We start from the raw sequence: 22,490 nt of genomic DNA, 5'->3' as shown, positions 1-22,490 counted from the left end.
CGCTCCATGCACCAATCCCTAGACCATGCCCAAAGGTTGGTTAATGAGTGGTAAAGGTGTCTGACCTTGCGGAAGATTACGGTAGGTTTCACCACACCTTTCTAGTTGGGCGGAACTTAGATCAAGAGCCTCTGATCAGGATCGTGTGTCGGAGAGATTTGTGCCGATGGTGGTTTTCCAAGTGCACGATCGAGGTCTAGAAGGCCGTACCGCGAACCAACGAAGATGTTGTGAAGGATGTTTTGAAAGAAGTGGGATACCGCCAGCGCCTTTGTCTTTGCCCCACTCTTTGCCTGGATCTCCACATTTCCAGCGTGCTCGAAAAGCTCTTCCAGCGCATTGAAGCCTTCGTTGACAATACGTTCGTTCAAGAGGCGCGGATATCGAGCCAAAACGTTTCTTCGAGCCCGCGCGATCTCCCGTCTCAGCAGCCAATCGTGCGGAACTGTGTCAGGACCTTTCGCCATCATCGTGCGAATTCTAAAGAACGCATTTCCTAGGTTGTAGAGATCGTAGATGAAGTCAGACGCCCTACAGCACTCATCAGACTCACTTCGATTGAAAGTCTCAAGAAGCATCAGAGCCGCGTCGGCATATTCTTCAGCCGATCGATTTAGGCACTTCTCTGTTGAAATATACATCTGCTCGCCCCTTTCGGCTGTTCGCTCTTGGCGAATCATTCGCAGATGAATTTTTGGAGAAAAATAGCGAAGTTGGGGGTAATTTCTCAAAACTGCGTCATGCTTAGGCGCGACAAAATAGCTGCACCAATGCCCCTAGCGCACAACACAAAAGCGTGGTCTGTCTCCCCATATGCAATTTGGGGTTGTTTCACTCCTTATGCAGCCTCAAAAGCTTGTCATTTTTAACCATACTAAGAACAAAGGGCATGAAAATCGTGTCGATAAAGATGATTAAGGACCCCATCCACGGGTTCGTCGAATTCGAAGGTGAGATCGAGCATCACCTTAAAGACCTACTCTCGGATCCTTTCTTTCAGAGACTACGCCGCGTTAAGCAGCTTGGCTTTTCAGACTATGTCTTTCCGTCGGCCGCGCATTCTCGCTTCTCACACTCTCTAGGTGTTTACGCTGTCGCTAAGCGCATGTTGCCAATCGTCGAAAGGGATGCCAGCAACGGCAAATGGTCTGAAAAAGGCAGGGATTGTTTAGCCGCCGCCTTGTTGCATGATGTTGGACACGGAATGTTCAGCCATGCCTTTGAGAAGGCAATGAAATTCTTTTTCGAGCGCAATCCCCATTTGGAGGAAGAGTGTCCAGCGCTAAGAGATGCTGTCGATCACGAAAAGGTAAGTCCAAAGATCATTGAGGACTCTTCGATTGGTGAACACCTAAATCGACTTGGAGGTGATAGTTGTGCAAGCTCGGTTGCCTCAATGATCCAAAAGTCTGACAAGGGCTGCATATACACATCGATCGTTTCGGGCCAATTGGACGCAGACCGGATAGATTATGCGAAGCGTGATCCCTATTTTGCCGGCGTGTCTTCCGGCAGTATCGATATCGACTGGCTAATTCGAAACCTGAGAGTAGGTAGCAACGGATCAGGTGAATTCCTGTACGTCAACAGCAAGGCATACATCTCACTTGAGCAATTCACAGTGACACTGTTCCAGCTCTACCCAACAATTTACCTGCATAAGCGAACCCGCGGCTTAGAATACATGTTTGCGCTACTGATTAGCCGCGTGTTCGAACTCATCGCCGACGGGAAGGAGTCTCAAGCAGGGCTTACTGCAGCGCACCCTTTCGTAAAGTTCATGAAAAACCCTAGCAGCCTGGAGAACATACTTCTCTTGGACGACACTGTTTTCTGGGGTTCGTTGAACCTGTTGCAAGATGCTCCCGATCAAACAGTTGCGGCGATGGCGAACCGGTTCGCTTCAAGAAAGATTCTGCCGATGCTGGACGTCTGGAAAATGGCAGACGAGGTAGTATCGTCGGGAGCGATTGCTTCTGCTCTTCCCGCGGCAACGAGGGTACAAACCCTCGACAGTGTTTGCGGTGAAGTTTGTCTGGAGTTGCAGAAAGACGAGGCCCTTTGGGGCTCGGACTGCTACTATGACACATACGGGCGGCCGATCTACAAACGGAAAGGCACTTTAGGAGGGGATCCTCAGCAAATAAACGTCGAAGTTGGGGGGCAAATTGTTGATATAGCCTCCATTTCGCCCCTCGTCGCCAGCGCTGCTTCCTTCAATATCCATCGAATTTACTACGACGATCAGAATGAAGACAAAGAAGCCCTTCTTAAATCAAGGATCAAAGATTTGCTGCAGACTAAGCTAAACGGTTGATAGGTCGTTTTATCTAAGATCGAAAGTTCCACGCCACCGCAAATTTCTTCGCGACCGGTGCGCGGGCCTTCGGCACAAATTCGATCTATACCCCAGGGGGCGGGGTCCGAGTATTCCGGGCCCCGCACTCTGTCGGAGAAGCCAAAGCCTCTCAGACTTTGGTTAACTCCAGCGCTAGTTCGAGCGCCTGTTTGGCCTTTGCGCTGATCTCTTCGTTCTCAGATTTTGCAAGTCTGTCCAACTCTCTGAGGGATTTGATCATGTACTCGTGGCTCCCGTTGATCGCAATGCCTTCCAGATCGTCGATCCAGTCCAGCGACGATGCAGTATCTTCCGTCTCCCTGTAACTGCACTCCGAAGGCATGGGCGCCACTGAGATTGCCAAGGCGCTAGGGATTGGGCGGGCGTCGGTTTACCGGATTTTGGCGAACAACTGAACCGAGCATGGTCTGAATACCGTCCAACTTAGCCAAGATAAGAGTACGTTAGCTGCGGGCTAGATTGATTGGCGATCAATCCTACAATTTGAGACTAAACAGCTATCCGGTCTGGCAGCATCAAATTTGATCGGAGTTAGTATCAGTAGAGAAACGAACAGGTTGCTGATCTGGTCGCGTTCTCGTAGAGCCTCGTTGTGCTACAAAATTGCCCGGTGACAAATCGAAAATACCGTGCGACAAGCTCCTAGGAGGGCAAAAATGGGTGTCATAGTCGAAAGCGATCGCGTGTCGGCCGTGTTGATCGGAGCGTTCAACCCGTCGATATTTCACCCCAGTTGGCTAGCATTGAATGACCTTATCTCGTCCGAGTCCTTGGATGCAGCTGAACTACAAGTTTCTCATCCAGACCTCTCGCGATTCGATGCCAACTTTATGTCATTTGAAGTTCAAAAGAGCAGGGTAATTATCGGATGCGAGGCGGACAAAGACGGCCTTGTTTTCGATATGGTAAGGTCGATTTTCGGAGAACTGTTAACACACAGTCCGGTGTGGCGCATTGGAATAAACAGATCATTTGAGATACTCTGCGGCACCGAAGAAAAGAGAAATGAATTGGGTAAGAGGATGGCTCCACAATCGGCATGGGGTAAATGGGGAGAGGAAATCGCGTCTGCGCAGGGCACGAAGCACGGCGGCATGCAACGACTCACAATGAGACAAATTCCCCGACATGATGGTCGAGAAGGCCACTTCCAAGCAGACTTGCGCCCAGGATCTTCCAGTCAGGACCTTATTCGGCTAGACTTTAATAGTGACCTTGTGGCTGGCAAAGAAGAGTCAGTTGAGGGGGCCTTAAAAGCTACAAATCTAATTGAAGAATGCTGGCAACTTGACTTAGCTAAAGCGAAAGAAGTTTCCAACGAGATTGTTGAAATAATTGAGGGTCTATAAAGTGGTCAGTTCAAGCGCTGCATTGCAAGACGAAGGCATCTATCTGGAGAATCCTTATCGCGCTTCCCCGATAACCGACACCGATACCGTTCCAAACGATGATATCCAACAAGGCAATCTTCCATTAAACTTTCTGATCGAGAAGCAGTTGCACTTTCCAGCAAGCTTCTTCGGAAAGGCAAACCCCTTCCATCCTCAGTCGAGTTGGGAAGGAATTGTCACTTCTGTCGAGAATGGCACAATCCGTGCAAGGTTGCACTCAAGAGATATCGCCAATGACGATCATATCGATGAGGTTGAAATAGATATCCATCAGGTTAACACCGGTGATCGGGATTTGGTGGTTGAAGGCGCGCTATTTTATTTAAGTACCGGGAAGATCAGCATCAAAGGTGGAATCCCTCAGCCCTCAGTAAGCATAGTCTTTCGAAGGCAGCCAAATTGGACAAAAAGAGATGTGGAGCGACGCGATTCCATTTCTGCGGAGCTACTTGAAATTCTACACGGTGTAGATTGATCGCAGCTACCAAAATTGCATGAAGCTAACATGCGTGACGCGCCCGCACCCGATGAGCTGGAAATTTCCCTGTTTGGTCCAGCATATGGCGAGGCCATTGCAGTCCACTATGGTGATGGTCAGTGGTTTTGTGTCGATAGTTGCCTCGAAGCCGATACTGGTAGACCCGCATCACTTTCTTATTTGCAAGGGATTGGGGTCGATCTATCCAGACAAGTTAGCCACGTCGCCCTGACGCATACTGATGGCGACCATGTCCGCGGGATATCTCGGCTATTTGAGGCTTGTAGTGACGCTCAACTAGTTGTCCCGTTTGCTCTCGATGACAGGCATGCGATTGCCTATCTAGCAAGCTATTGCGAGCCCATGAGCCCCAAGCTCTCTGTCGGAACCAAAGAAATTGTCCAGTTGCTGCGAACTCACGGCTCAAGAAAGGGTGGAAAGGCCATCCACTACGCCAGTCAAGATCGTCCTGTTTTTGCCACTGCAGCAAGTAGACTGACTGCCCTAGCACCGGATGATGTTTCCTTTCGAAAATTCATTGAATCTGTCGTACCGCATATTCCTGAAGCAGGTAGTGCAGGGCGTCAACCGCCGAAGCTCAAACCTAATCACTCTTCCGTTGTTTTCTTGCTCGAAACCCTCGGCGCATCTTTCCTCTTCGGCGCTGACCTTGAAGAAGAACCGGGTAAGGGCTGGACCAGGGTGGTTGAAAACTCTGTTCAGTTTCGGGCAGCGAACAACTTTCGAGTTTATAAAGTTGCGCACCACGGCTCCAGAGGTGCTCATTGTGAGGACTTGTGGAGAACATTGGATCAACCAATTTCTATCCTTGCCCCATTTGACTATGGGCGGCACAAAATCCCGGGCAAAGAAGAATCAAAACTCATCATAGATCGTTCAAGCCAGAGCTATTCCACTTCTTCGTTCAAGACGAAAACCGCAAAAAGAGCTTCCACGGTGGACCGTCAACTCCGCTTACATCGAATTAGGCGCAGTAGTGCTTTTCCGTCGAGTGGCCACATACGCTATCGAATGTCACCTGACGGAACTGAGAAGGTTGAACTTTTTGGAGGCGCAACAAAACTTGCGCAGGTCTCCTAGCTACGTCATTACCGGGATCCCGTGGCGAGGCGCATTGAATAGCGGCACCAGCTTCAAGAAAACACCCCATCTCCGTCCGCTCCCGACGCCGCAGTCCGCATTGACCGCTCCAGTTTGCGGATCTCCCGGCCAAGCTGCTCAGGCGTCATCTCGTGAGGCTCACCGTCCGAGCGTCGCTTTGCACCGCATTTTGGTCCGTTTGCTTGTTTCGCCCAAGCGTTTCTCAAACCCCGCATTCGGGCTTCTTTGAAGTACTCGCTGTTAATAAACGCCTGATGCTTCTTGCTGTGCCTCATTCTGCACACCCCCGCATGAAGTATTTTCCATACGGACAATGTGTCTTTTTGCTAACGAAACACCCGTGGTTGGGGCCGGGCAATTTACATGCCCGTTCCCCCCGTAGGGGGTAAATTGCGTCAATTGTGTAGTTGATTGTTTTTAAAGGAAAAAATGACGCCAATTTACAACTAACATCGCGAATCGATGTCAATTGGTATAGGTTTCTTGTCAACTCATTGAAATCAATAGAGAAAAGGAATTTACGTCTTGAACTACCATTGACGTAAATTGCTACAAACCAACCAACGCGCATCGGTACGAAATAGCGAATTCGCTTGGTCTCAAACCCTACATTAACCATGCGCGCCGCCCTTATCTTCGGACAGAACGTCCGGAGTCCAAGTTAAGCAGAGGGAGGGCTTTCCACCTCTTGGGGTCTTTTTCTCTTCAAGTTGTAACACGCCGTTCAGCCCATCGCGTACGGTTCGCACGCCACCTGCAATCGCTATCCTCAACTTCGGATCGACTGCGCGACGGCTCGCAGATTGTGTTATGCTATCCGACAGAAACCGCTCTCCTAGATATCCGGCGACCTGTGAAACCGCTACAACATCGCCGCCCTGTAGAGCCTCTAGCGCTATCTCGCGAATTCGTACTTGAGTTGCGTCCTCGTCATTGGCTCTCTTGATCGCCGCGGCGGCTTTCAGTTTGCGTAGATCAACAGCTTCAAGAACCGGAGCATAGTCGCCTTCAATGCGATGCCTCTCCTGGTGCGGCAGCTTCATAAACTCATCAATCGGCAGAGCATCGCCCTCCGAATAACCTTCACCGTTTCCAACTAATATTGATTCCCGTTTGAACACCTGCGGTTTTGTGGGCTTGCGCGAGTGAGACACCTTTGCGTAGTCGAGGCGAATTAGCTGGTCTTCTTCCGTCACACCCCAATCTTTTTCGTCGCCTGTGCCGGTGACATTGACCAGAGTAAAGGCGCTACGCACCTTCGCAACGGCCGCGAAAGAGCCGCGACCGGCGCCCATATCACCCTTCGCGTCGCGAGTGTGTTTGGCTGTATGGTGGATGACAACGATGGTGATCTTGCAGTCGGACGCGATCTCTGCGAGCGTCTGAAACACAGCATCCATGTCTTCGCTGTCATTTTCATGGGCCCCGGACGCCAAACCGACTTGGGGATCAAGGTAAACCAGCTTTACGTTGTGTTCTCGGATAATCTGCTTCAACTCGTCTACATCTGGTGAAGGCACAAGCGGCCCTCGATCTCTGGGCCGGTGTAGGAGCTTTAAGCTGCCATGATCCAACCCGGACCAAAGAAGAATATCATGTTGAGTTTTTTCGATTTTGTGGTGATGCATTATCGAGATTAGGCGTCGGTTCATCTCATCGTAGCTGTCCTCTGCGTTGTAGATCAGCACTGAACCCGTAATGTGTACCTCTTCCAAAGGGTCGATATTCAGTTTCTCTGGGCAGCCAGACGCAACTAAAAGAGCGTCACGCAATGCAAATGCCGATTTGGATACGCCGGGTTCACCAATACACTGCACAACGTCCGCCAACGGTAATCGGGGCTTGATTAGGTGCTGGCGTCTTGGGATCGGGCCGATATCATCAATCGACCGCACGCCCCTCAATTTAGAAAGCTTGGATCGTCGCTCGCATGAGCTTTCTGAGAACATATCCCGGATCGCCGCATCACCAGTCAGCTGTTCTATTGGAATCTGATCCGACTGATCGACAGGCGAAAAGTAATCGTGCTCTGTGCGGACCAGCCTATAGTTCACTCCGCCGTGTGCCTGACTCGAGATTTGGGCGGGATTATCAGTGTACACAATCGCAATGTTTGTTCCGCCGCCATAGTCTGGCTCCAGAGGATCGGCACATGTCCTTTTGTGGAACGCTTTTCTGTTCGCCAGTATCTCCGTCACGGTCGCACACGTGCCATCATCGAATTGGATCTCGAATTCACCGGACAGCTCTTCGCGCTCGACTGCGCGTTCCATCTCGCTCGCCGCTCTGACAGAATTCGAACGGTCTCTTGTTGATAGGCGGAGCCTCTCTTCTTTCCATTCCTGACGTACAGCAGCGGCCTCGGCCCTCTTGCCATCTTTGATCGCGGCTTCGGTTTCTTTGAGCGCTGCTGCCTCGGCGTCATTCAAACCGGGCAAAGCTGTTGTGTTTAACAAACCGCCTTCAGAAATAGCCGCGGTGCGTGGCTGCCTGTACTCAAGCATGTCGCGAAGAATGGCATCCGCTTCATACACAACCCGGAAAGGGGAAGTGGCTGATCGATCAATCAGCGTCCGCGTCATCACGCGTCCAGACTTCGAAACTTCACCCCAACCCCAACCGGACAGAACAAGTCGGTCATGCAGCCTTTGAGCAAAGTCGGTGACGTCAGAGCCATCCGCCGCGACAAAGTATAGGTGTTCGCCAGCGGATCCAGTTTCGTGCCCTGTGAGAGGGTTTTCGATGCCAGTTGAGGCGGAAGGTCGACTAAGGCAACCGGCTCCCTGAAAGCCGGAGAAGACGGATTGCAAAACCGCATCTACCCCACCCGCTTCCGTTAGACGCTGGCGAATAGCTTCCGGATAAGTCTTTGTGTCCAGATCCAGGCACATGAGCGAAGGAGCTGGTTTTGCGACAAAGCAGTCCGATGAACGGGAGACCTCGGCTTCGCCGTTCTCGACATCAGCTTTTGTACCCAAGCGCCACTCAAGCCCGTCAAGAACAGGCACGCCGGTGACGATCGCTTCACTTGTTTTGAGATCAATCAGGACGTTTCTAAACTGCTCAAGATGGTCTTTAACCGATCCCGAAGAACCCTCCAAACGAGCGATACCGCGCGATAGTGCGCCTCTGTGCGCCGCTCTAGGCGCACCAGTTTCATCAGCCTCGTAGGTCTTAGTTAGAGCCCCCTGAGCGTTCTCGACAATGGTATATGAAATCGGAAACACGCTTGCTTCGAAGGCATCAGTATTGTATTGTTCTTGCACGATTATCTCTTTCTGGCGTGCTTGCGGTAACGACGCGGCACGCCTTTTCTTTGTCCGCTAGTTGTTGTTGACGACAAGCCGGAAAGAGCGCGTCTTTCTTTGACGTTTTGCCTCTTTTCGGGCTGTCAGTTGGACCGCTTCGGACCGCTCTATTAGCCGGAGAACGCTTTCGACCGTGATGACCGCCTGACTTCCGCCTGGCACGGTCCTTACATCCAGTTCATCGTGAAAAATCCGGTCTTCCAGCGCGTCTGGATGCAGCCCGAGAATGCGGCCTGCATTCCGGACTGATACGAATTTGCATTCCTGCCAAGGCACAATCGCCCGTCTTACCTCGCCCATTCGATGCTCCTGTCAACTTCGTAGATCGACTTTCGGCCACGAAGTTTTTGACAAACAGAGCGATCTTTTGCGTACTTTTCTGACTTTTTGTGCTCTTCCCAAAACTTGTTGAATTCCTGCCAGAGCGTGACGAGGCTCTGGAAGCCGAGTTGGTCTTGTACCTGATTGCGATATGTGGCGACGCCTCTGTCGTAGGCGCTGCGAATAAAACTAAGATCGATATCAGGGCCGAGCAATCTGACAACGTGCTTTAACGCGCGAGTGTGTTTGATGGTCGGATCGAGCTTCTTTTCTTCGTTGACCAGAAATACAACGATCAAGCATAGCGCTCGATCAGTTCCTGGTCGCCCCAAACGTCTTGGAGGGAATTGCTTCTCGAAATCTGCGCGCAATGCCATCCCAGTGCACGAGACGAACATATCCATCATTACATTGTGCAACTGGCCAATATCGCTAGTGGATTCAACGCCCGAAGACTGGGCTTCACAATTCAGCGCTGCTTCGGAGATCAAATTCCACTGCCGTTCAGCGCGGGCGCCAATAGCGAACTTTTCAATCAACTCATCTAGAGTTGAGCCAATAAACGGAGGATGTGCCATAGGAGTCCTTTCCGATTGCCGGGCGATTGTGTTTCTGTTCAGTCAGCGAAGATGTGATCGAGCAGTTCGTCGTCTTCGGAGGCAGCGGGGTCTAGATGCGTCTCGTTGATCTGTCGGAGCACTTCGAGAACCTGAGACGCCCGCACACCGTACTTCTGTGTGATCAAGCGGCTTGAATGGACCATTTCTGCTGGATTGAATTCTTCCAGAATGTTGGCGAGCAGATCCGGATCGTTGGCAACTGATGCCGTGAGCTTTTCAAGCGCTATACGACGCGTTTTCACACTCAAGTTGCGCAAACCATCCGCAACCCAGCCAGTGAGAGCGACAGGCACCGCCATACGTCCCTGACCAACAGCCCGAATATCAGCAGACGCGCGTCTCGCTGTGGTCGCAGCGCCCCTCTGAGCCTCCAAGCGCGCCATTGACTGAGCAGTTCCCGATCGGCCGGCTGCTGTCGTGCGTCCCGGTGTTGCGGCCTCCAGTTGCCGGAAAATATCTTCAAGCACTTCGAAGGAGCGGAATTCCTCGCCAGGCCAAAGCTCTTTTGCGACTTCTCTGACCTTCGGGTCATTCAGATTGTTGACCATCGCCTTTGCGTTCCAGCGCGGTTCGCCTTCAAGCGTCGTTGAGAAGCGACCTTTGCTACTACCCGCGCCGCTGCTGTCGATCCACTGCCAGAAACCGGCTCTGAGGTCTTTTCGCGCAGACTCGGTGCCGCCAGCGCGCTTGATCAGCTGGTGCGTTCTATCGGCGATACTGCCGCTGTCAGAGCCACGAACAAGATTGTTGATACTGCCGACGACATCTTCCGATGCATACCGGGTGTACTGGCCTTCCGGAGCCTTGCCACCGGGGGTGATATCGCGCCGAAGCGTTTCGGCATTCTTTGTGGCCGTATCCAACATACTGCTCGATGCGCCAGCCTCTTCGAGCGCTCGGCGCGTTTCCGGGAATTGCTCAAGCTGTACATTGTAGTCGGCCAAGAACCGAGACAGAGCCTCTGGTGATTTGAACGCACCACGCCGCTGCGCGTCGGACACAAGCTGATCCTGGAGCGCACGACGGACTTCCGGCGCGTCACCGGCTTCTGCCATCAATCGCGAAAAATCCGTTTCGCCCGCATTGGGGCGCACAAACCGGCCGGGCACCGCTTCATCCGGAAGCTGGTAGCCCCGCAGATCCGTTGCGCTCGTACCGCGGCCTGTTTCCGCCAGTGTGCGACCGATTGCATCAGGCTCTTCAAAGCGGCGACCAGCTTCGGCACGCAGGCGCCGGGCTTCGTCGAGCGCCTCCATGCTCTCGCCGCTCAGCTCATCACGCAAGAAGTTCTCCGCCTCGCTCTCATACGCAGAGAGCATTCGCTTTTGCTGCGGGGTCGTAGAAGGGTTGCGCTTCGCTTCGGCCAATCCTGATCGGACGCTGCCAACCTGAGAGGCCGGGCCCATGACGGGAGAGCCGTTCGCATCGTCGGCCATAATCAAGGCGACCAACTCGTCGGTTTCATCGTCGACAGATGGCGCCAACTCCCGCACCGTTTGAGTTTCTTCCGGAAGGAAACGACGAACCGTGTTCAGTTCTTCGCTTTCAAGTCTTGCGGTCAGGTCATCAAACCGTTGTCGAAGCCTCGACAGGTCCACCAGTTCGCCGGAACTCTCAGCCCTTTGCATCAGATCAGAAACTTCCTGCAAAGCGGCGTCACGGGCGTTTTGAAGTTCAGCCCGGATAGCGGCGCCACGCCCCGCAGCGGTCATTTCTGGAGTGACGGCCTGCAAGGCTTCGTCGAAACGGCGCTGTGCATTTTCGGCGGCTTGCATGGAATCTGTTAGTGCCGCCTCGATGCCTTGATCCAAATTGGTTCGGAAGCGTGCGGGATCGCCGTTTGGTGCAAGTTCATTGACCCGAGCGTTCACCGCAGCGTTGTTGTCTCGTAGACGCCTGTTCTGAGCCCCGGCATAGTTCGCAGACGTATCCTCCGCGAAGGTCTGCAGACCGATATCTCCGGTCCGCTCTCCAATGCTTGCCTGGTAGCCCGGGACTGCCCTCTCCAAATTGGTCTTTGTTCGCAGCCTATCGGCCAGATCCGAAGTATCGACAGGTTGGCTGGCATGTTTGATGGATGTTGCAGCGTCGATCACGTCTTCGGCGATCATTTGGCGTGCTGCGTCGTCTGCAAGCCCCGGATTGGTAACGCTGCCGACAATTCTCCGAATTGGCTTGGTAAGCGCGTTTAGAGCGGATATGCCGGCCGAGCTCAAAAGCGAACCCAATAGGTCGGAAGCTGGTGTGCCTTTTCCATCCGGCGTTGCAATTTCATTTGCAGTTTGGGCACCAACACCAGCCGAAGTCGCCAGTGCGATCTCTTTGTTAGCCACCTTTGAAGCGGCACGGCTCATCGCCCCCGTTCCACGTTTCACGAGATGGGTTCCGAGTGCTAGCGGACCGGCGGAAGTGCCGATTTCCTCGAATACCCTTCGCGTATAGCGCTCCCCGCGCGTACGTGGTTCAAGGGGCCCATCGCGGTCGATCCCGAGCATTTCCACGAGCGCTGCGTCAGTGATCTCACCGGCGGTCTCGTTGATGTTCTGACCGCCACCACGGGGCGCGATTGTACCTTCGTCTGTCTCGACCGGATCGGTCAGATAATCGATCGCGTCCCCAACCCCTGGTAGAAAGGTGAGGCCGTGTACAAACCCCTTCTCGATATCTCTCGCGTGTGGGTCTTGTTTTATTTGAGAAATGGGCCGAAAGCCTTGTGTTCCCGGCGCGAGGTTAGGCACCATAGACGAGGCGTTCAGCGCATCCCCCAATACCCCGGCCAGATTGCCAGCACCTTCCGCCGCCCCTTCAATAGCTAGTGTCGGATAGCGCACAATTGGTTCGACATAATCGACCATGATCGCTTCGAGTGTGTCTCGGTCGATCCCGGCAGTTTGCCCATCGAGGATCTCGTCGACTTTCACCGGATCGATCGTCGAATAACCGGGCGATGTGTATCCACGGTTCCCGTTTGGCGTCTCGTAGACGACACCTCCCTTGTCATCTTCCATGAGGACATTGCTGCCCTGTGGAAGGCGTCGCTTTGGTGGTGCTGATTGCGGTACAATGGAAGTTGCGTCGTTTGATCCGTGCGTCGAACTGGCAATTTCAAGGAACCTTTTCGCTCCAGCACTGTCCCCGGCCGCATCTGCTTGACGGGCCGCTTGCATCAGCTGCTCATAGGTAGCCATATCTCACTCCAAGCCGTATTTTCGGAATAGTTCGGCGTCGCTCAAAGACTGAGGGGCACCCGCGTCGGCTGGTGCAGGTGACGTTTCACCGCGTAGCTGCGCGCCATATGCCATCCGGTCATGCAATTGCGGCTCCAGAGCATCCAGCACAGCGAGAACTTTTGAGTTGCCAGCGATGCCCCCATCATAGAGGCCAAGTAGCCGCTCCAATTCGCGGACGTTAACTTCGCCCTGCGGATCCTGTGCCTTCGCCTGCAGATATGCCATTTCAAGCGCGTAAGCTGCCGCTTGTGCGAAGGCCGGATCATAGTCCCCCGAAGCTCCAATACTAGCGGCTAGCGCTCGGGCCTCCTCGACGGAATCGATCGTTCCAAACGCGGCTCCGGCTTCGTCCGCCGCGGCGACCAAATCCTGTGCAAGACCACGGATCATGCCCGGGATTCCCATAATGCCGGGGTTCTGTTCCAAGAGTTCACGGAACTCGCTAACTCTTTCGAGCCCATATTGGGCCTCTGCAATGATCGCATTCCCTCGCGTGACGTTCGAGGTTGTCGCCCCGAAACCTTCCGACGTGTCGCTGATTTTGCCCGTAACGGTACCTTCTGGCAGAACTCTTCGAGTCTGCGTGTCGACCCAACGTCGTTGTTCAACATCAAACTCGGCTGTACCGGTTTGCCCGTCCGGAGTGCGATAGGTCTCCAGTTCCGGAGCGGCTTGGGCGCCTCGATTTATGTATGGCTCTTGGCCGATGGCATCTGCTCGGGTCGCGACGCGAGGTCCGTCTGGCGTCTCAATCGTTTCGACATTGACGTCGCTCCGGCGTTCTTCCAGCAAGTCTTCGGTGTCAAACAGCCCGTCGCGAATAGCTTCCAGCAGCAATTGCGCTTCGACTTCGTCTTCGGACAACGGTGGGGCGGGGGCCCCGAGGTCCGCACCAGATTGAGCAGGGAACGCGGGGATTCCAAGTTCCGCCGCGATCTCAGGAGATATTCCGGGCGTGACTTCGCCGTGCTCCAGAACGGTATCACCCATATCGAATATCGCGTCTAAAACTGCTTGGTCGTAGGCCGCAGCATTATCCGCTTCATTGTTGAGGCGAGACGTTTCTGCAACTAAATCCTGACCACGGCGAGCTGTGGCGTCGGCTGTATCTACGGCATAGTAGGATTGGTTCGGATTCCACTGCCCAACGGCCACGCCTTGTTTGTCGAAATCATCCCCCGCAGCGTCCCACAGCTGACTCAGACGCTGTCCTTCGGCGCGTTCGTTGTTGGCGCGTGCAAACGCGTATTGTTCGCTTGCGGAGGGGGGCGCAAACACTTCGGCAAGAGAAGATACCGAAGCCGCCAAGCTTGGATCGTTGAAATAGCGGCCGGCGAGCGGATTTAGGCGTGTATTCATTTCCGCCCCTCTTCGATCCAGTCCAAAACATCTGAGACTTGGTAGCGCGGACGATTTTCAAGATACGTAATCCTCGGCCCCTTTCCTTCGCCAGCCCAGCGTTTCAAAGTCTGCAACGAGAAACCGATTACTGGCGCAAGCTGAACCCGGGTCAGAAACGACGACGCGGATAGAGCGTTGAGATCAAGTGTTTCGGATTGATTATGGCTTTCGGCTGTAACATCGAGCATTCAGTCTATCCTCGTCGGTCGCACCAAGTGCGCTCGTTTCAGGTAAGACCTTGTTGCCGCATCCCATCCGATAAACCGTTTCGCCCGTTTCATTGCGGCGGGGCAAGGATATGTCAGTTAGAAGGGTACATTCGGTATCGGTTTGCGTCAAGCTGAAAGTTGATTTTTGTTATTATTATCAATGATTTATGTATGTCACATGTATGGCGCTTATAGCGGATAACTGACTGTATTCACTCAGTTCTCGTGGCACAAACTTGCAACGTGATTTCCCCAAATCTGAAACGCATTCCTCAATCCGGCTTCACAATCATCTCGATTGTATCGCGATTCCAAGTCTGAACGCGCGTGGCCCAATGCCAATTCAGCGATCTCGGTTTCAATTCTCAGCCGCGACAACCCGGTTCGAAACGTGCGACGCAAGTCGTGAAAGGTGAATTGAACACCACAGTTCTTCACAAATCCTGGGGTGCCTGGTTTCGCGCCGCCAGCGGTTCGCTTGTCGCTTGGATCCATTATCTTGCTCCAGCCGGACATCGGACCGCCGGTACGGACCGATGGAAAAACAAAATCTGACACAATTCTTTCTTCTTTCAAAGGCACAAGCATTTCGGCCAATTCATTAGAAGTGTAAACCGTGTGGCCTCTCGCCTGTTTTGTGAAAGTAGCAGGCAGTTCGATCTTGCCCGCGTCCAGGTCCACCATTGACCAGAGAAGCTTTGCGCCTTCATTTCGACGGCAACCTGTCAGTATCAGAAAACGAACCAGGCGCCCGAAAGAGGTTTTCGGATCTGCGGACAACCAAATCGCACGAAGCTCTTCATCACTAAGTGCTCGGCCCATCTCAGATTTCTTGACGCGTTCTGATCGAGTGTCGCGGCGGCGTCTATATCCGGCCAAGGGGTTCACTTCCAAAACCCGAGCATCGAATGTGCACCAGTTCAGGAACGTTGAGCAACGGGTGCGAAAAGTGCCACCGGCCGTGCCGCCGCTTTTCTTGTCGAGCCGCTCAATAATCTCCGCATATTCCCAGGCTTTGATCTCTGAAATTTCGCGACCGAACATAGGACGAAGGCGTCTTCGAAGCAGACTGATCACGTCAGTACGGGTCACATATTCGCGGCGTTCCAAATGTTGGTCATACCGATCTAACATTTCTTTCACAGTTGAACGCGCTCGTCGCTTCTCTTCTGCGCGCTCTGCGTTTGGATCTTCGCCTGATGCAACCTTGCCCAAAACTGCGAGTGCCATCCGCCGCGCGTCTTTGACATTGGCTATGGAACTAGGAGAGCCGATCTTGAACCGCTTTGCATTGGCCGCGCGCCCCTGCCCTACCGGACGATATAGGACAATGTACGACACGCTTTGACCTCTGACACGGAGTCCAAACCCCGTTACTTCGGTGTCCCAAATGACCATCTCAGATTGTGTATTTGCAGGCTCGATCGAGCGTACAAAAGCATCCGTGAGTTTTCGTTTTTCAGTTGTCATTGCATCACCTCGGGCAGCACTGGGGCAGCACCAATTGAAATACCCCTTGAAACCTCTTGAGACCCAATGAGTATGAATTTGTCAAGCAATACAAAATGTTATGATACTTCCCGATACCAAACGAAACCATCTGATACCTAAGAGCACTGTCTTCGGGAGGCAGGGGTCGGAGGTTCGAATCCTCTCACTCCGACCAATATATTAAGGGCATTCTGCCGTTTCAGCTTATGGTCAATTTGCTGGATTCTGTGAGCCCTCACACACTTTCAGCGATGAACTAGTATAAATCCACTGCCCTTTTGGTGATTGGATGTATCCCCGCCGCAAGATTCAAAACGGCAAATCGAAGTGTCAGAAACCCTCCAGACAACCACTGGTTTCTCCGGTTGGAATTTCCGAAATCACCGATTTATGGACGGGCTGTATATATGTCACCCGCGATGCAGTCGACGTATTCGGTTCAACGGACTTCGCATTCAAAAAATTTTGGAGTGCAAAAAGTGCTGCACCAGAGAACAGCCTGGGCGACTGGATTGCGATCAGCGATGCGCCGTCTACAGCGGAGGTTGTGTCGGTGCGATACATGGGATAAGCAATCCCGCCATCTGCAATTGCGGGACCTACAGCGTGATTGGCCAAAACAATGTTCAACCGCTGTGAAATCTATCCAAGAAAGGCCTTCATGATGCTTGACCTCACCCGCTTTCGTCGTGACTTGCACACGCACCCAGAGATCGGCTTTGACCTTGTCAGAACGCCCCGCCTGATAGGCGAGCAATTGGAACAAGCTGGCCTGGAGGTCACGCGTGGTATAGGTAAGTCCGGCCTTGTTGCAACGCTGCGCCGAGGCCCAGAGGGAACCGCGTTTGGATTTCGCGCCGACATGGACGCGCTGCCAATAGACGAGGCCAATACATTTGCCCATCGTTCAGACACCCCAGGCAAGTTCCATGGATGTGGTCATGATGGGCACAGCACAATGCTATTGGGTGCGGCCCTAAAGCTTGCGGATGACCCGACGCTAAAGCGAACCATACATTTCATATTCCAGCCCGACGAAGAGAACGGAAATGGAGCCGCCGCGATGATTGCGGATGGACTTTTCGACAGATTTCCCATGTCCGCGATTTTTGGACTGCATAATATGCCTGGTATGCCGCTTGGTCATTTTGCAACGCAGTCGGGAGCGTTTTGTGCGTTCGAGGACAATTTTGAGATTCAGATTGCTGGCCAAGGCGGTCATGCTTCGATGCCGGACAAAGGAATTGATCCTATCGTGACGGGCTCGGCGATTGTGCTGCAGCTACAATCGATCGTATCTCGGTCGTTACCGGCAAGCAAACATGCGGTCGTTTCTGTCACTGAATTCCTCACAGATGGAGCACGTAATATTCTGCCAAGCAACGTGGTGTTGCGGGGGGATTGCCGTGGCTTTTCCAGCGAGGTGTCTGCCACTATCGAGACCAGAATGCGTGCTATTGTGGAGGGCGTGTGTGCCGCGCAAGGTGCCGCGGCGACGCTAAAATACTCAACATCTTTCAGACCGCTCAAGAACAACCCTGAAGCCACTGCAACCATCGTCAGTGCTGCGCGCGAGGTAGGTTCGGTAGATGCGGAATTTGGTCAAGTAGGTTTCTCTGAAGATTTTGCCGAGTTTCTGACACACCGCCCCGGCGCGTTCATCCTGATGGGTAACGGACTAGACGGTCCGGCTGCGATGCCCCTGCACAACGCGTCTTATGACTTTAACGACGATGCACTGGATCACGGTGTCGCGTTCTGGGTCAATCTCGCCCATCAGAGCACCTAATTTGATGGCGTCTTTTTAACAAGCCGCCACCCTTGGCTTGTGCTGTTCGACATCCTGACAATTAACGTATTTGGTTACGCTTGCGGATGTTCAGCCCGACCGTCTATTGGTAACGGTTGGGCTGTTCAATTGGATCACAGGCATTCAGCCAGTGAGTTTGCCAAATTGCGAATGACTTGCGGATAAAGCTCAACCCCGGGATCAAGGTCAGAGCCCAGCGGGTCAATTACGGCAGTCTTTGCTTCTGTACCGTCTAAAACAGTTGCAACAATTCCTGGGTTGAATTGCGGCTCAGTCAAAACGCACTCAATACCTTCTTTCCGGATACGCCCCTGAATGTCCGAGATACGCGCCGGGCTGGGATCGGTTGCATCGCCAAGAGAAATTGCGCCAGAAGCACGGAAATTAAAAGCGTCCTCGAAATACTGATAGGCGTCATGGAATACGATAAAACGACCGCCTTGAACTGGCTTCAGTGTTTCAGCTACCTCATCTGACAATGCTGCCATTTCTTCGCGCGCTGCAGCCGCATTTGCAAAATATGCACCAGCGTTGTCAGGATCAGCGGCAGAAAGCTGGGCCGCAATGACATTCAGCCAGATTTCTGCATTCGCCGGTGAAAGCCAGGCATGAGGATCATGCTCGCCGTGCCCGTGATCGTCATGATCCGCATGATCATTGTGATCTTCGCTATCGTGATCATCGTGATCGTCGTGGCCATGATCATCATGTGCGTGCTCTTCTTCATGATCGTGCTCATCATGCTTTTCGTCTTCCGCATGATCATCATCATGACCATGGTCATCGTGATCCCCATGGTCATGTGCTTCGAAAAATGCGTTCTCACGGAAATCAAGCAGAACCGTTCCATCCGATTCCAGAAGCGTTGTGACCGTGGCACCGTCGCTGAGTGTCTCGACAGCACCTTCCAACCAGGGTGTCAGATCCTCGCCAATCCAGAACACCAGATCAGCCTCTTGCAGCGCAGAGGCTTCCGAGGGACGCAGGTTGTATTCGTGCGGCGATGCGCCCGCTGGGATGACCAGATCAGGTGTTCCAACACCTTCCATAACACTGGCTACCAACGAGTGGACGGGTGCAATGTCGACGGCCACCTTTGGGGCATCCGCCATGGCTGTTCCACCCATTAACGCAGCGGTGATCGATTGTAAGAGCAGCTTTCTGGACATCAGACCCTCAGTGTGATTGTATAACATTGCGAGCGACATACATGATATGGAATAACATGACAAGTGAAGCCACTCCCAATCCTGTTTGCGACGACGCACTTGTTGGGTTTCATAAACACGATCACAAAAATTGCGTTGAGACTGCGCTGACCACAGCTGAAGCTCGGTGCAAACAAGAAGGGTTACGGCTAACGCCTGTGCGGCGAAAAGTACTTGAAATGTTGCTCCAGGAGCATCGTGCCTTGGGGGCCTATGCTATTCTTGATGCGCTGCGCGAGGAAGGGTTTGGTTCGCAGCCACCAGTGGCTTACCGTGCGCTTGATTTTCTTGTCAAAAATGGATTTGTTCACAAGATCGAACGTTTGAACGCATTTGTCGCGTGTTCTCATCCCGGAGCAGACCATTCGCCGGCGTTCATGATCTGCCGAAAATGTGACGCTGTGGCCGAAGCGCAGTCTGCACCAGCCAAAGGGATACTTGGCGCAGCTGCACGTGCAACGGGTTTTGAAATAGAGCGAACGGTTGTAGAAGCCGAAGGGCTTTGCCCCAGCTGCACTGAAAAGGCGTAGAAATGACCTTGATCTCTGTTGAGAATCTCAGCGTGCGTTACGGCGCGAATACAGTTTTGCGACATGTAGATATGGTTGTAGAGGCCGGAGAGATAGTAACCATCGTCGGTCCCAACGGATCAGGCAAGACCAGCCTGTTGAGGGCCATCATTGGTGCAACAAAACCAGCCGTAGGACAGGTTTCATTGAAACCAGGATTGAAAATTGGATATGTGCCTCAAAAACTGCACATCGATCCGACACTGCCAATCTCGGTCGAGAGGTTCATGCGGCTGACCGATCGCGTTTCCAAAGTAAAATGCGAGAAAGCGCTCGAAACTGCCGGGGTGCCGGATCTGCTGAAACGACAGATGTCGCAATTGTCAGGTGGGCAATTTCAGCGCGTGCTGTTGGCTCGGGCCCTGATAAACCAACCAGATGTATTGCTATTGGACGAGGCAACGCAGGGACTCGACCAACCGGGATCGGCTGCGTTTTATCACCAGATCGAAGAAGTCAGGCGCGAAACGGGATGCGCCATTCTGATGATCAGCCACGAATTGCACGTGGTCATGAGCGCCTCAGATCGCGTGGTCTGCCTGAACGGGCACGTGTGTTGCGAAGGCTCCCCCGCTGTGGTGGCCTCGGCCCCGGAGTACCGCGCTCTGTTCGGGACAGGAACAGGCGGTGCGTTGGCCTTATATCGGCATGATCATGATCACGATCACGATCACTGTGAAACCTCTCAAGAAGCGGCAGAATAATGCTTGATGATTTTATGACACGCGCAACGCTGGCAGGCGTTGGCGTGGCTTTCGCCGCAGCCCCGCTGGGCTGCTTTGTCGTGTGGCGTCGGATGGCGTATTTCGGAGATGCCACAGCGCATGCCGCAATCTTGGGGATCGCGCTTTCCCTGACATTTCAGTTGTCAGTCTTTACCGGGGCGTTGGCCGTCGCGCTTGCGATGGCCCTTACCGTAACACTGTTGTCCGGGCGCGGGTATGCGATGGATACTCTGCTAGGTGTTATGGCGCATTCCGCCCTCGCATTTGGCCTCGTCGCCGTTTCCTTTCTGTCCGGCGTACGAATTGACCTTATGGCCTACCTCTTCGGCGATATCCTTGCCGTATCGCGTACTGATTTGCTTGTAATCTGGGGCGGCGCCGTCCTTGTCGTAGCGCTGATCGCGTGGCGCTGGTCTCACCTACTGACGGCCACGTTAAATGAAGAACTGGCATATGCCAGCGGCTTCAACCCCAGACGCGAGCAGTTAATCCTGACATTGGCGCTTGCCATAACAGTGGCAGTGGCAATCAAGGTGGTGGGTGTTCTTTTGATCGCAGCAATGCTGATCATACCTGCTGCAGCGTCTCGAAGTTTGGCGCGATCACCGGAATCGATGGCATTGATCGCCGCCGCTATCGGCGCATTCTCGGCGGTCACTGGTCTAAGGGCGGCCTATATGTTCGATACACCTGCCGGGCCGTCCATCGTCTGCGTGGCCGCAATTTTATTTGCCTGCCTCAGTGTCGTCGGATTGCAAACACGCGACCGATCCAAGCTCAATTAGGTTCGACGCAAAATCTGCGCAGGCGTTTCATTCCTTTAGTCATGATGGACATGATGTACCCGACACCCGCATTCGGTAGAATTGCCCTACGGTACTGAGAGCTTAGTCACAGCCCGCCATTCAGGTCTGATTCAGGGTTATAGATGTCGGATTTGAGAGTATCCAATTCACCAAAATAAAGCGATTCTTTGGAAAAAGGTCTGATTCATGCGATATTCCGGTTTCACCGTCATCAAAGAAGCGCTTCGCGGTCACAAAGGATGGAAACCGGCGTGGCGTGATCCCGAACCCAAACAGAAATATGACATTGTTATCATCGGCGGCGGCGGTCACGGTCTGGCGACGGCCCATTACCTTGCCAAAGTGTACGGCTTTCGCAATGTTGCTGTGATTGAGAAAGGCTGGATTGGCGGCGGCAATGTCGGGCGCAATACGACCATCATACGTTCAAATTATCTGCTGGATGGTAATGAACCTTTCTACGAATTCTCATTGAAACTGTGGGAAGGTCTTGAACAGGACCTGAATTACAATGCAATGGTCAGTCAGCGCGGGATTATCAACCTGATCCACTCGGACGCACAGCGCGACGCCTTCACGCGACGCGGCAATGCCATGATCCTAAACGGCGCGGATGCCGAACTGCTGGATGCCGAACAGGTACGCAAGGAGTATCCGTTCCTCAATTTTGACAACGCGCGTTTCCCGATCAAAGGCGGTCTGGCTCAGCGACGCGGCGGCACCGTTCGTCACGATGCCGTAGCATGGGGCTATGCGCGCTCGGCGGATAGCCACGGCGTCGATATCATTCAGAATTGCGAAGTCACCGGATTCCACATCGAAAACGGCAGATGCGTGGGCGTTGAAACTTCGAGAGGATTCATTGGGGCCGGTAAGGTTGGCTGTGCCGTTGCTGGGAATTCGGGGCGTCTGATGGGAATGGCGGGTATGCGACTGCCGATTGAAAGCCACGTGCTGCAAGCGTTTGTCTCCGAGGGTTTGAAGCCGCTTCTGCCGGGCGTCATCACTTTTGGTGCGGGACATTTCTATGTCAGCCAATCCGATAAAGGCGGCTTGGTATTTGGAGGCGATATCGACGGCTACAACTCCTACGCTCAGCGCGGAAACCTGCCAGTAGTTGAAGATGTCTGCGAAGGCGGCATGGCGCTGATGCCAATGATCGGCCGCGCGCGGCTGCTGCGCATGTGGGGCGGAATCATGGATATGTCCATGGACGGGTCACCCATTATCGACCGCACACATATCGACGGACTCTATTTCAATGGCGGCTGGTGCTATGGCGGCTTCAAGGCCACTCCTGCATCGGGCCATTGTTTCGCGCATCTGCTGGCAAAGGACGAGCCGCACCCAACCGCGACCGCCTATCGCTTTGACCGCTTTCGCACCGGTCGAATGATTGACGAAAAAGGTATGGGCAATCAGCCCAATCTGCACTGAGGAAG

General features: G+C 53.3%; 21 protein-coding genes. 11 read left to right on the top strand and 10 right to left on the bottom strand.

The annotated features are described in order from the left end of the window. Positions 1 to 116: 116 nt before the first annotated feature. Complete coding sequence (locus G7G_RS0110715) at positions 117 to 641, bottom strand: hypothetical protein (RefSeq protein WP_139056605.1); 525 nt, start codon at positions 639 to 641, stop codon at positions 117 to 119. A 248-nt stretch (positions 642 to 889) separates the two neighbouring features. Here G7G_RS0110715 and G7G_RS0110710 point away from each other — a divergent pair, with 248 nt between their 5' ends. Further along, entirely contained in the window at positions 890 to 2,317 is a 1,428-nt protein-coding gene (locus G7G_RS0110710; protein WP_010441320.1) for an HD domain-containing protein, read from the top strand. Between the two features lie 151 nt (positions 2,318 to 2,468). Here G7G_RS0110710 and G7G_RS0110705 read toward each other — a convergent pair whose 3' ends face one another. After that, the gene (locus G7G_RS0110705) at positions 2,469 to 2,681 is read right to left on the bottom strand and encodes a hypothetical protein (RefSeq protein ID WP_010441318.1); all 213 of its coding nucleotides are present in this window, start codon (positions 2,679 to 2,681) and stop codon (positions 2,469 to 2,471) included. Between G7G_RS0110705 and G7G_RS23950 the strand changes: the two genes are divergently transcribed. From G7G_RS23950 to G7G_RS0110690, 4 genes are all read left to right on the top strand, one after another. Next, positions 2,680 to 2,754: a helix-turn-helix domain-containing protein gene (locus tag G7G_RS23950; RefSeq protein WP_083829006.1), complete on the top strand. Its 75-nt coding sequence runs from the start codon at positions 2,680 to 2,682 to the stop codon at positions 2,752 to 2,754. The two genes, G7G_RS0110705 and G7G_RS23950, sit on opposite strands and share 2 nt — an antisense overlap. A gap of 261 nt (positions 2,755 to 3,015) precedes the next feature. Next, a complete protein-coding gene (locus G7G_RS0110700; RefSeq protein ID WP_010441316.1) occupies positions 3,016 to 3,708 on the top strand; it encodes a hypothetical protein in 693 nt (230 codons plus the stop codon). Further along, positions 3,695 to 4,225, top strand: a complete 531-nt coding sequence (locus G7G_RS0110695) for a hypothetical protein (RefSeq protein WP_139056604.1) — start codon at positions 3,695 to 3,697, stop codon at positions 4,223 to 4,225. The genes G7G_RS0110700 and G7G_RS0110695 overlap by 14 nt, the downstream gene beginning before the upstream one ends. A 30-nt stretch (positions 4,226 to 4,255) precedes the next feature. Then, positions 4,256 to 5,329 (top strand): ComEC/Rec2 family competence protein, encoded by a 1,074-nt coding sequence (locus tag G7G_RS0110690; protein WP_010441312.1) that lies wholly within the window; start codon positions 4,256 to 4,258, stop codon positions 5,327 to 5,329. 632 nt (positions 5,330 to 5,961) lie between these two features. Here the strand turns inward: G7G_RS0110690 and G7G_RS0110680 are convergent. The 7 genes from G7G_RS0110680 to G7G_RS0110650 all read right to left on the bottom strand — a co-directional run bounded on the left by G7G_RS0110680 (position 5,962) and on the right by G7G_RS0110650 (position 15,909). Next, positions 5,962 to 8,616 (bottom strand): AAA family ATPase, encoded by a 2,655-nt coding sequence (locus G7G_RS0110680; RefSeq protein WP_010441306.1) that lies wholly within the window; start codon positions 8,614 to 8,616, stop codon positions 5,962 to 5,964. 57 nt (positions 8,617 to 8,673) lie between these two features. Next, positions 8,674 to 8,958, bottom strand: a complete 285-nt coding sequence (locus tag G7G_RS0110675) for a hypothetical protein (protein ID WP_010441303.1) — start codon at positions 8,956 to 8,958, stop codon at positions 8,674 to 8,676. Then, the gene (locus G7G_RS0110670; RefSeq protein ID WP_010441301.1) at positions 8,946 to 9,557 is read right to left on the bottom strand and encodes a hypothetical protein; all 612 of its coding nucleotides are present in this window, start codon (positions 9,555 to 9,557) and stop codon (positions 8,946 to 8,948) included. Before G7G_RS0110670 ends, G7G_RS0110675 begins: the two co-directional genes overlap by 13 nt. A 38-nt stretch (positions 9,558 to 9,595) precedes the next feature. Next, a complete protein-coding gene (locus G7G_RS0110665) occupies positions 9,596 to 12,787 on the bottom strand; it encodes a hypothetical protein (protein WP_010441299.1) in 3,192 nt (1,063 codons plus the stop codon). A gap of 3 nt (positions 12,788 to 12,790) precedes the next feature. After that, positions 12,791 to 14,188 (bottom strand): hypothetical protein, encoded by a 1,398-nt coding sequence (locus tag G7G_RS0110660; RefSeq protein WP_010441297.1) that lies wholly within the window; start codon positions 14,186 to 14,188, stop codon positions 12,791 to 12,793. Next, positions 14,185 to 14,418 (bottom strand): helix-turn-helix transcriptional regulator, encoded by a 234-nt coding sequence (locus G7G_RS22935; RefSeq protein WP_010441295.1) that lies wholly within the window; start codon positions 14,416 to 14,418, stop codon positions 14,185 to 14,187. The genes G7G_RS0110660 and G7G_RS22935 overlap by 4 nt, the downstream gene beginning before the upstream one ends. A gap of 237 nt (positions 14,419 to 14,655) precedes the next feature. Further along, entirely contained in the window at positions 14,656 to 15,909 is a 1,254-nt protein-coding gene (locus tag G7G_RS0110650; RefSeq protein ID WP_010441293.1) for a tyrosine-type recombinase/integrase, read from the bottom strand. Positions 15,910 to 16,219: 310 nt separating this feature from the next. Here G7G_RS0110650 and G7G_RS24215 point away from each other — a divergent pair, with 310 nt between their 5' ends. Together G7G_RS24215 and G7G_RS0110640 are read left to right on the top strand one after the other, a co-directional pair. Further along, positions 16,220 to 16,501 carry a hypothetical protein gene (locus G7G_RS24215; RefSeq protein ID WP_139056603.1) on the top strand — a complete coding sequence of 94 codons (282 nt, stop codon included), beginning with the start codon at positions 16,220 to 16,222 and terminating at the stop codon, positions 16,499 to 16,501. 93 nt (positions 16,502 to 16,594) lie between these two features. After that, positions 16,595 to 17,719, top strand: a complete 1,125-nt coding sequence (locus tag G7G_RS0110640) for an amidohydrolase (protein WP_238528785.1) — start codon at positions 16,595 to 16,597, stop codon at positions 17,717 to 17,719. Between the two features lie 134 nt (positions 17,720 to 17,853). Here the strand turns inward: G7G_RS0110640 and G7G_RS0110635 are convergent, their stop codons facing one another. Beyond that, positions 17,854 to 18,909 carry a zinc ABC transporter substrate-binding protein gene (locus G7G_RS0110635; RefSeq protein WP_010441284.1) on the bottom strand — a complete coding sequence of 352 codons (1,056 nt, stop codon included), beginning with the start codon at positions 18,907 to 18,909 and terminating at the stop codon, positions 17,854 to 17,856. A gap of 56 nt (positions 18,910 to 18,965) precedes the next feature. Here G7G_RS0110635 and G7G_RS0110630 point away from each other — a divergent pair, with 56 nt between their 5' ends. From G7G_RS0110630 to G7G_RS0110615, 4 genes are all read left to right on the top strand, one after another. Then, complete coding sequence (locus tag G7G_RS0110630) at positions 18,966 to 19,478, top strand: Fur family transcriptional regulator (protein WP_029621918.1); 513 nt, start codon at positions 18,966 to 18,968, stop codon at positions 19,476 to 19,478. A gap of 2 nt (positions 19,479 to 19,480) precedes the next feature. Beyond that, complete coding sequence (locus G7G_RS0110625; protein ID WP_010441281.1) at positions 19,481 to 20,221, top strand: metal ABC transporter ATP-binding protein; 741 nt, start codon at positions 19,481 to 19,483, stop codon at positions 20,219 to 20,221. Beyond that, positions 20,221 to 21,027, top strand: a complete 807-nt coding sequence (locus tag G7G_RS0110620) for an iron chelate uptake ABC transporter family permease subunit (protein ID WP_010441279.1) — start codon at positions 20,221 to 20,223, stop codon at positions 21,025 to 21,027. Before G7G_RS0110625 ends, G7G_RS0110620 begins: the two co-directional genes overlap by 1 nt. Before the next feature lie 207 nt (positions 21,028 to 21,234). Further along, positions 21,235 to 22,485: a sarcosine oxidase subunit beta family protein gene (locus tag G7G_RS0110615; RefSeq protein WP_010441277.1), complete on the top strand. Its 1,251-nt coding sequence runs from the start codon at positions 21,235 to 21,237 to the stop codon at positions 22,483 to 22,485. The last annotated feature ends 5 nt before the right edge of the window (positions 22,486 to 22,490 follow it).

This window comes from Ruegeria conchae (genome assembly GCF_000192475.1).
Classification (GTDB): Bacteria; Pseudomonadota; Alphaproteobacteria; order Rhodobacterales; family Rhodobacteraceae; genus Ruegeria; species Ruegeria conchae.
This window is presented reverse-complemented; position numbering and strand designations above follow the sequence as displayed.

Bases quoted from the DNA above. Each gene is read 5' to 3' on its own strand.
- G7G_RS0110665 (WP_010441299.1), bottom strand. From the start codon at position 12,787: ATGGCTACCTATGAGCAGCTGATGCAAGCGGCCCGTCAAGCAGATGCG.
- G7G_RS0110690 (WP_010441312.1), top strand. From the start codon at position 4,256: ATGCGTGACGCGCCCGCACCCGATGAGCTGGAAATTTCCCTGTTTGGT.
- G7G_RS0110615 (WP_010441277.1), top strand. From the start codon at position 21,235: ATGCGATATTCCGGTTTCACCGTCATCAAAGAAGCGCTTCGCGGTCAC.
- G7G_RS0110700 (WP_010441316.1), top strand. From the start codon at position 3,016: ATGGGTGTCATAGTCGAAAGCGATCGCGTGTCGGCCGTGTTGATCGGA.
- G7G_RS0110675 (WP_010441303.1), bottom strand. From the start codon at position 8,958: ATGGGCGAGGTAAGACGGGCGATTGTGCCTTGGCAGGAATGCAAATTC.
- G7G_RS0110705 (WP_010441318.1), bottom strand. From the start codon at position 2,681: ATGCCTTCGGAGTGCAGTTACAGGGAGACGGAAGATACTGCATCGTCG.
- G7G_RS0110715 (WP_139056605.1), bottom strand. From the start codon at position 641: ATGTATATTTCAACAGAGAAGTGCCTAAATCGATCGGCTGAAGAATAT.
- G7G_RS0110650 (WP_010441293.1), bottom strand. From the start codon at position 15,909: ATGACAACTGAAAAACGAAAACTCACGGATGCTTTTGTACGCTCGATC.
- G7G_RS0110635 (WP_010441284.1), bottom strand. From the start codon at position 18,909: ATGTCCAGAAAGCTGCTCTTACAATCGATCACCGCTGCGTTAATGGGT.
- G7G_RS0110640 (WP_238528785.1), top strand. From the start codon at position 16,595: ATGCTTGACCTCACCCGCTTTCGTCGTGACTTGCACACGCACCCAGAG.
- G7G_RS22935 (WP_010441295.1), bottom strand. From the start codon at position 14,418: ATGCTCGATGTTACAGCCGAAAGCCATAATCAATCCGAAACACTTGAT.
- G7G_RS24215 (WP_139056603.1), top strand. From the start codon at position 16,220: ATGTATCCCCGCCGCAAGATTCAAAACGGCAAATCGAAGTGTCAGAAA.
- G7G_RS0110710 (WP_010441320.1), top strand. From the start codon at position 890: ATGAAAATCGTGTCGATAAAGATGATTAAGGACCCCATCCACGGGTTC.
- G7G_RS0110630 (WP_029621918.1), top strand. From the start codon at position 18,966: ATGACAAGTGAAGCCACTCCCAATCCTGTTTGCGACGACGCACTTGTT.
- G7G_RS0110660 (WP_010441297.1), bottom strand. From the start codon at position 14,188: ATGAATACACGCCTAAATCCGCTCGCCGGCCGCTATTTCAACGATCCA.
- G7G_RS0110625 (WP_010441281.1), top strand. From the start codon at position 19,481: ATGACCTTGATCTCTGTTGAGAATCTCAGCGTGCGTTACGGCGCGAAT.
- G7G_RS0110620 (WP_010441279.1), top strand. From the start codon at position 20,221: ATGCTTGATGATTTTATGACACGCGCAACGCTGGCAGGCGTTGGCGTG.
- G7G_RS0110670 (WP_010441301.1), bottom strand. From the start codon at position 9,557: ATGGCACATCCTCCGTTTATTGGCTCAACTCTAGATGAGTTGATTGAA.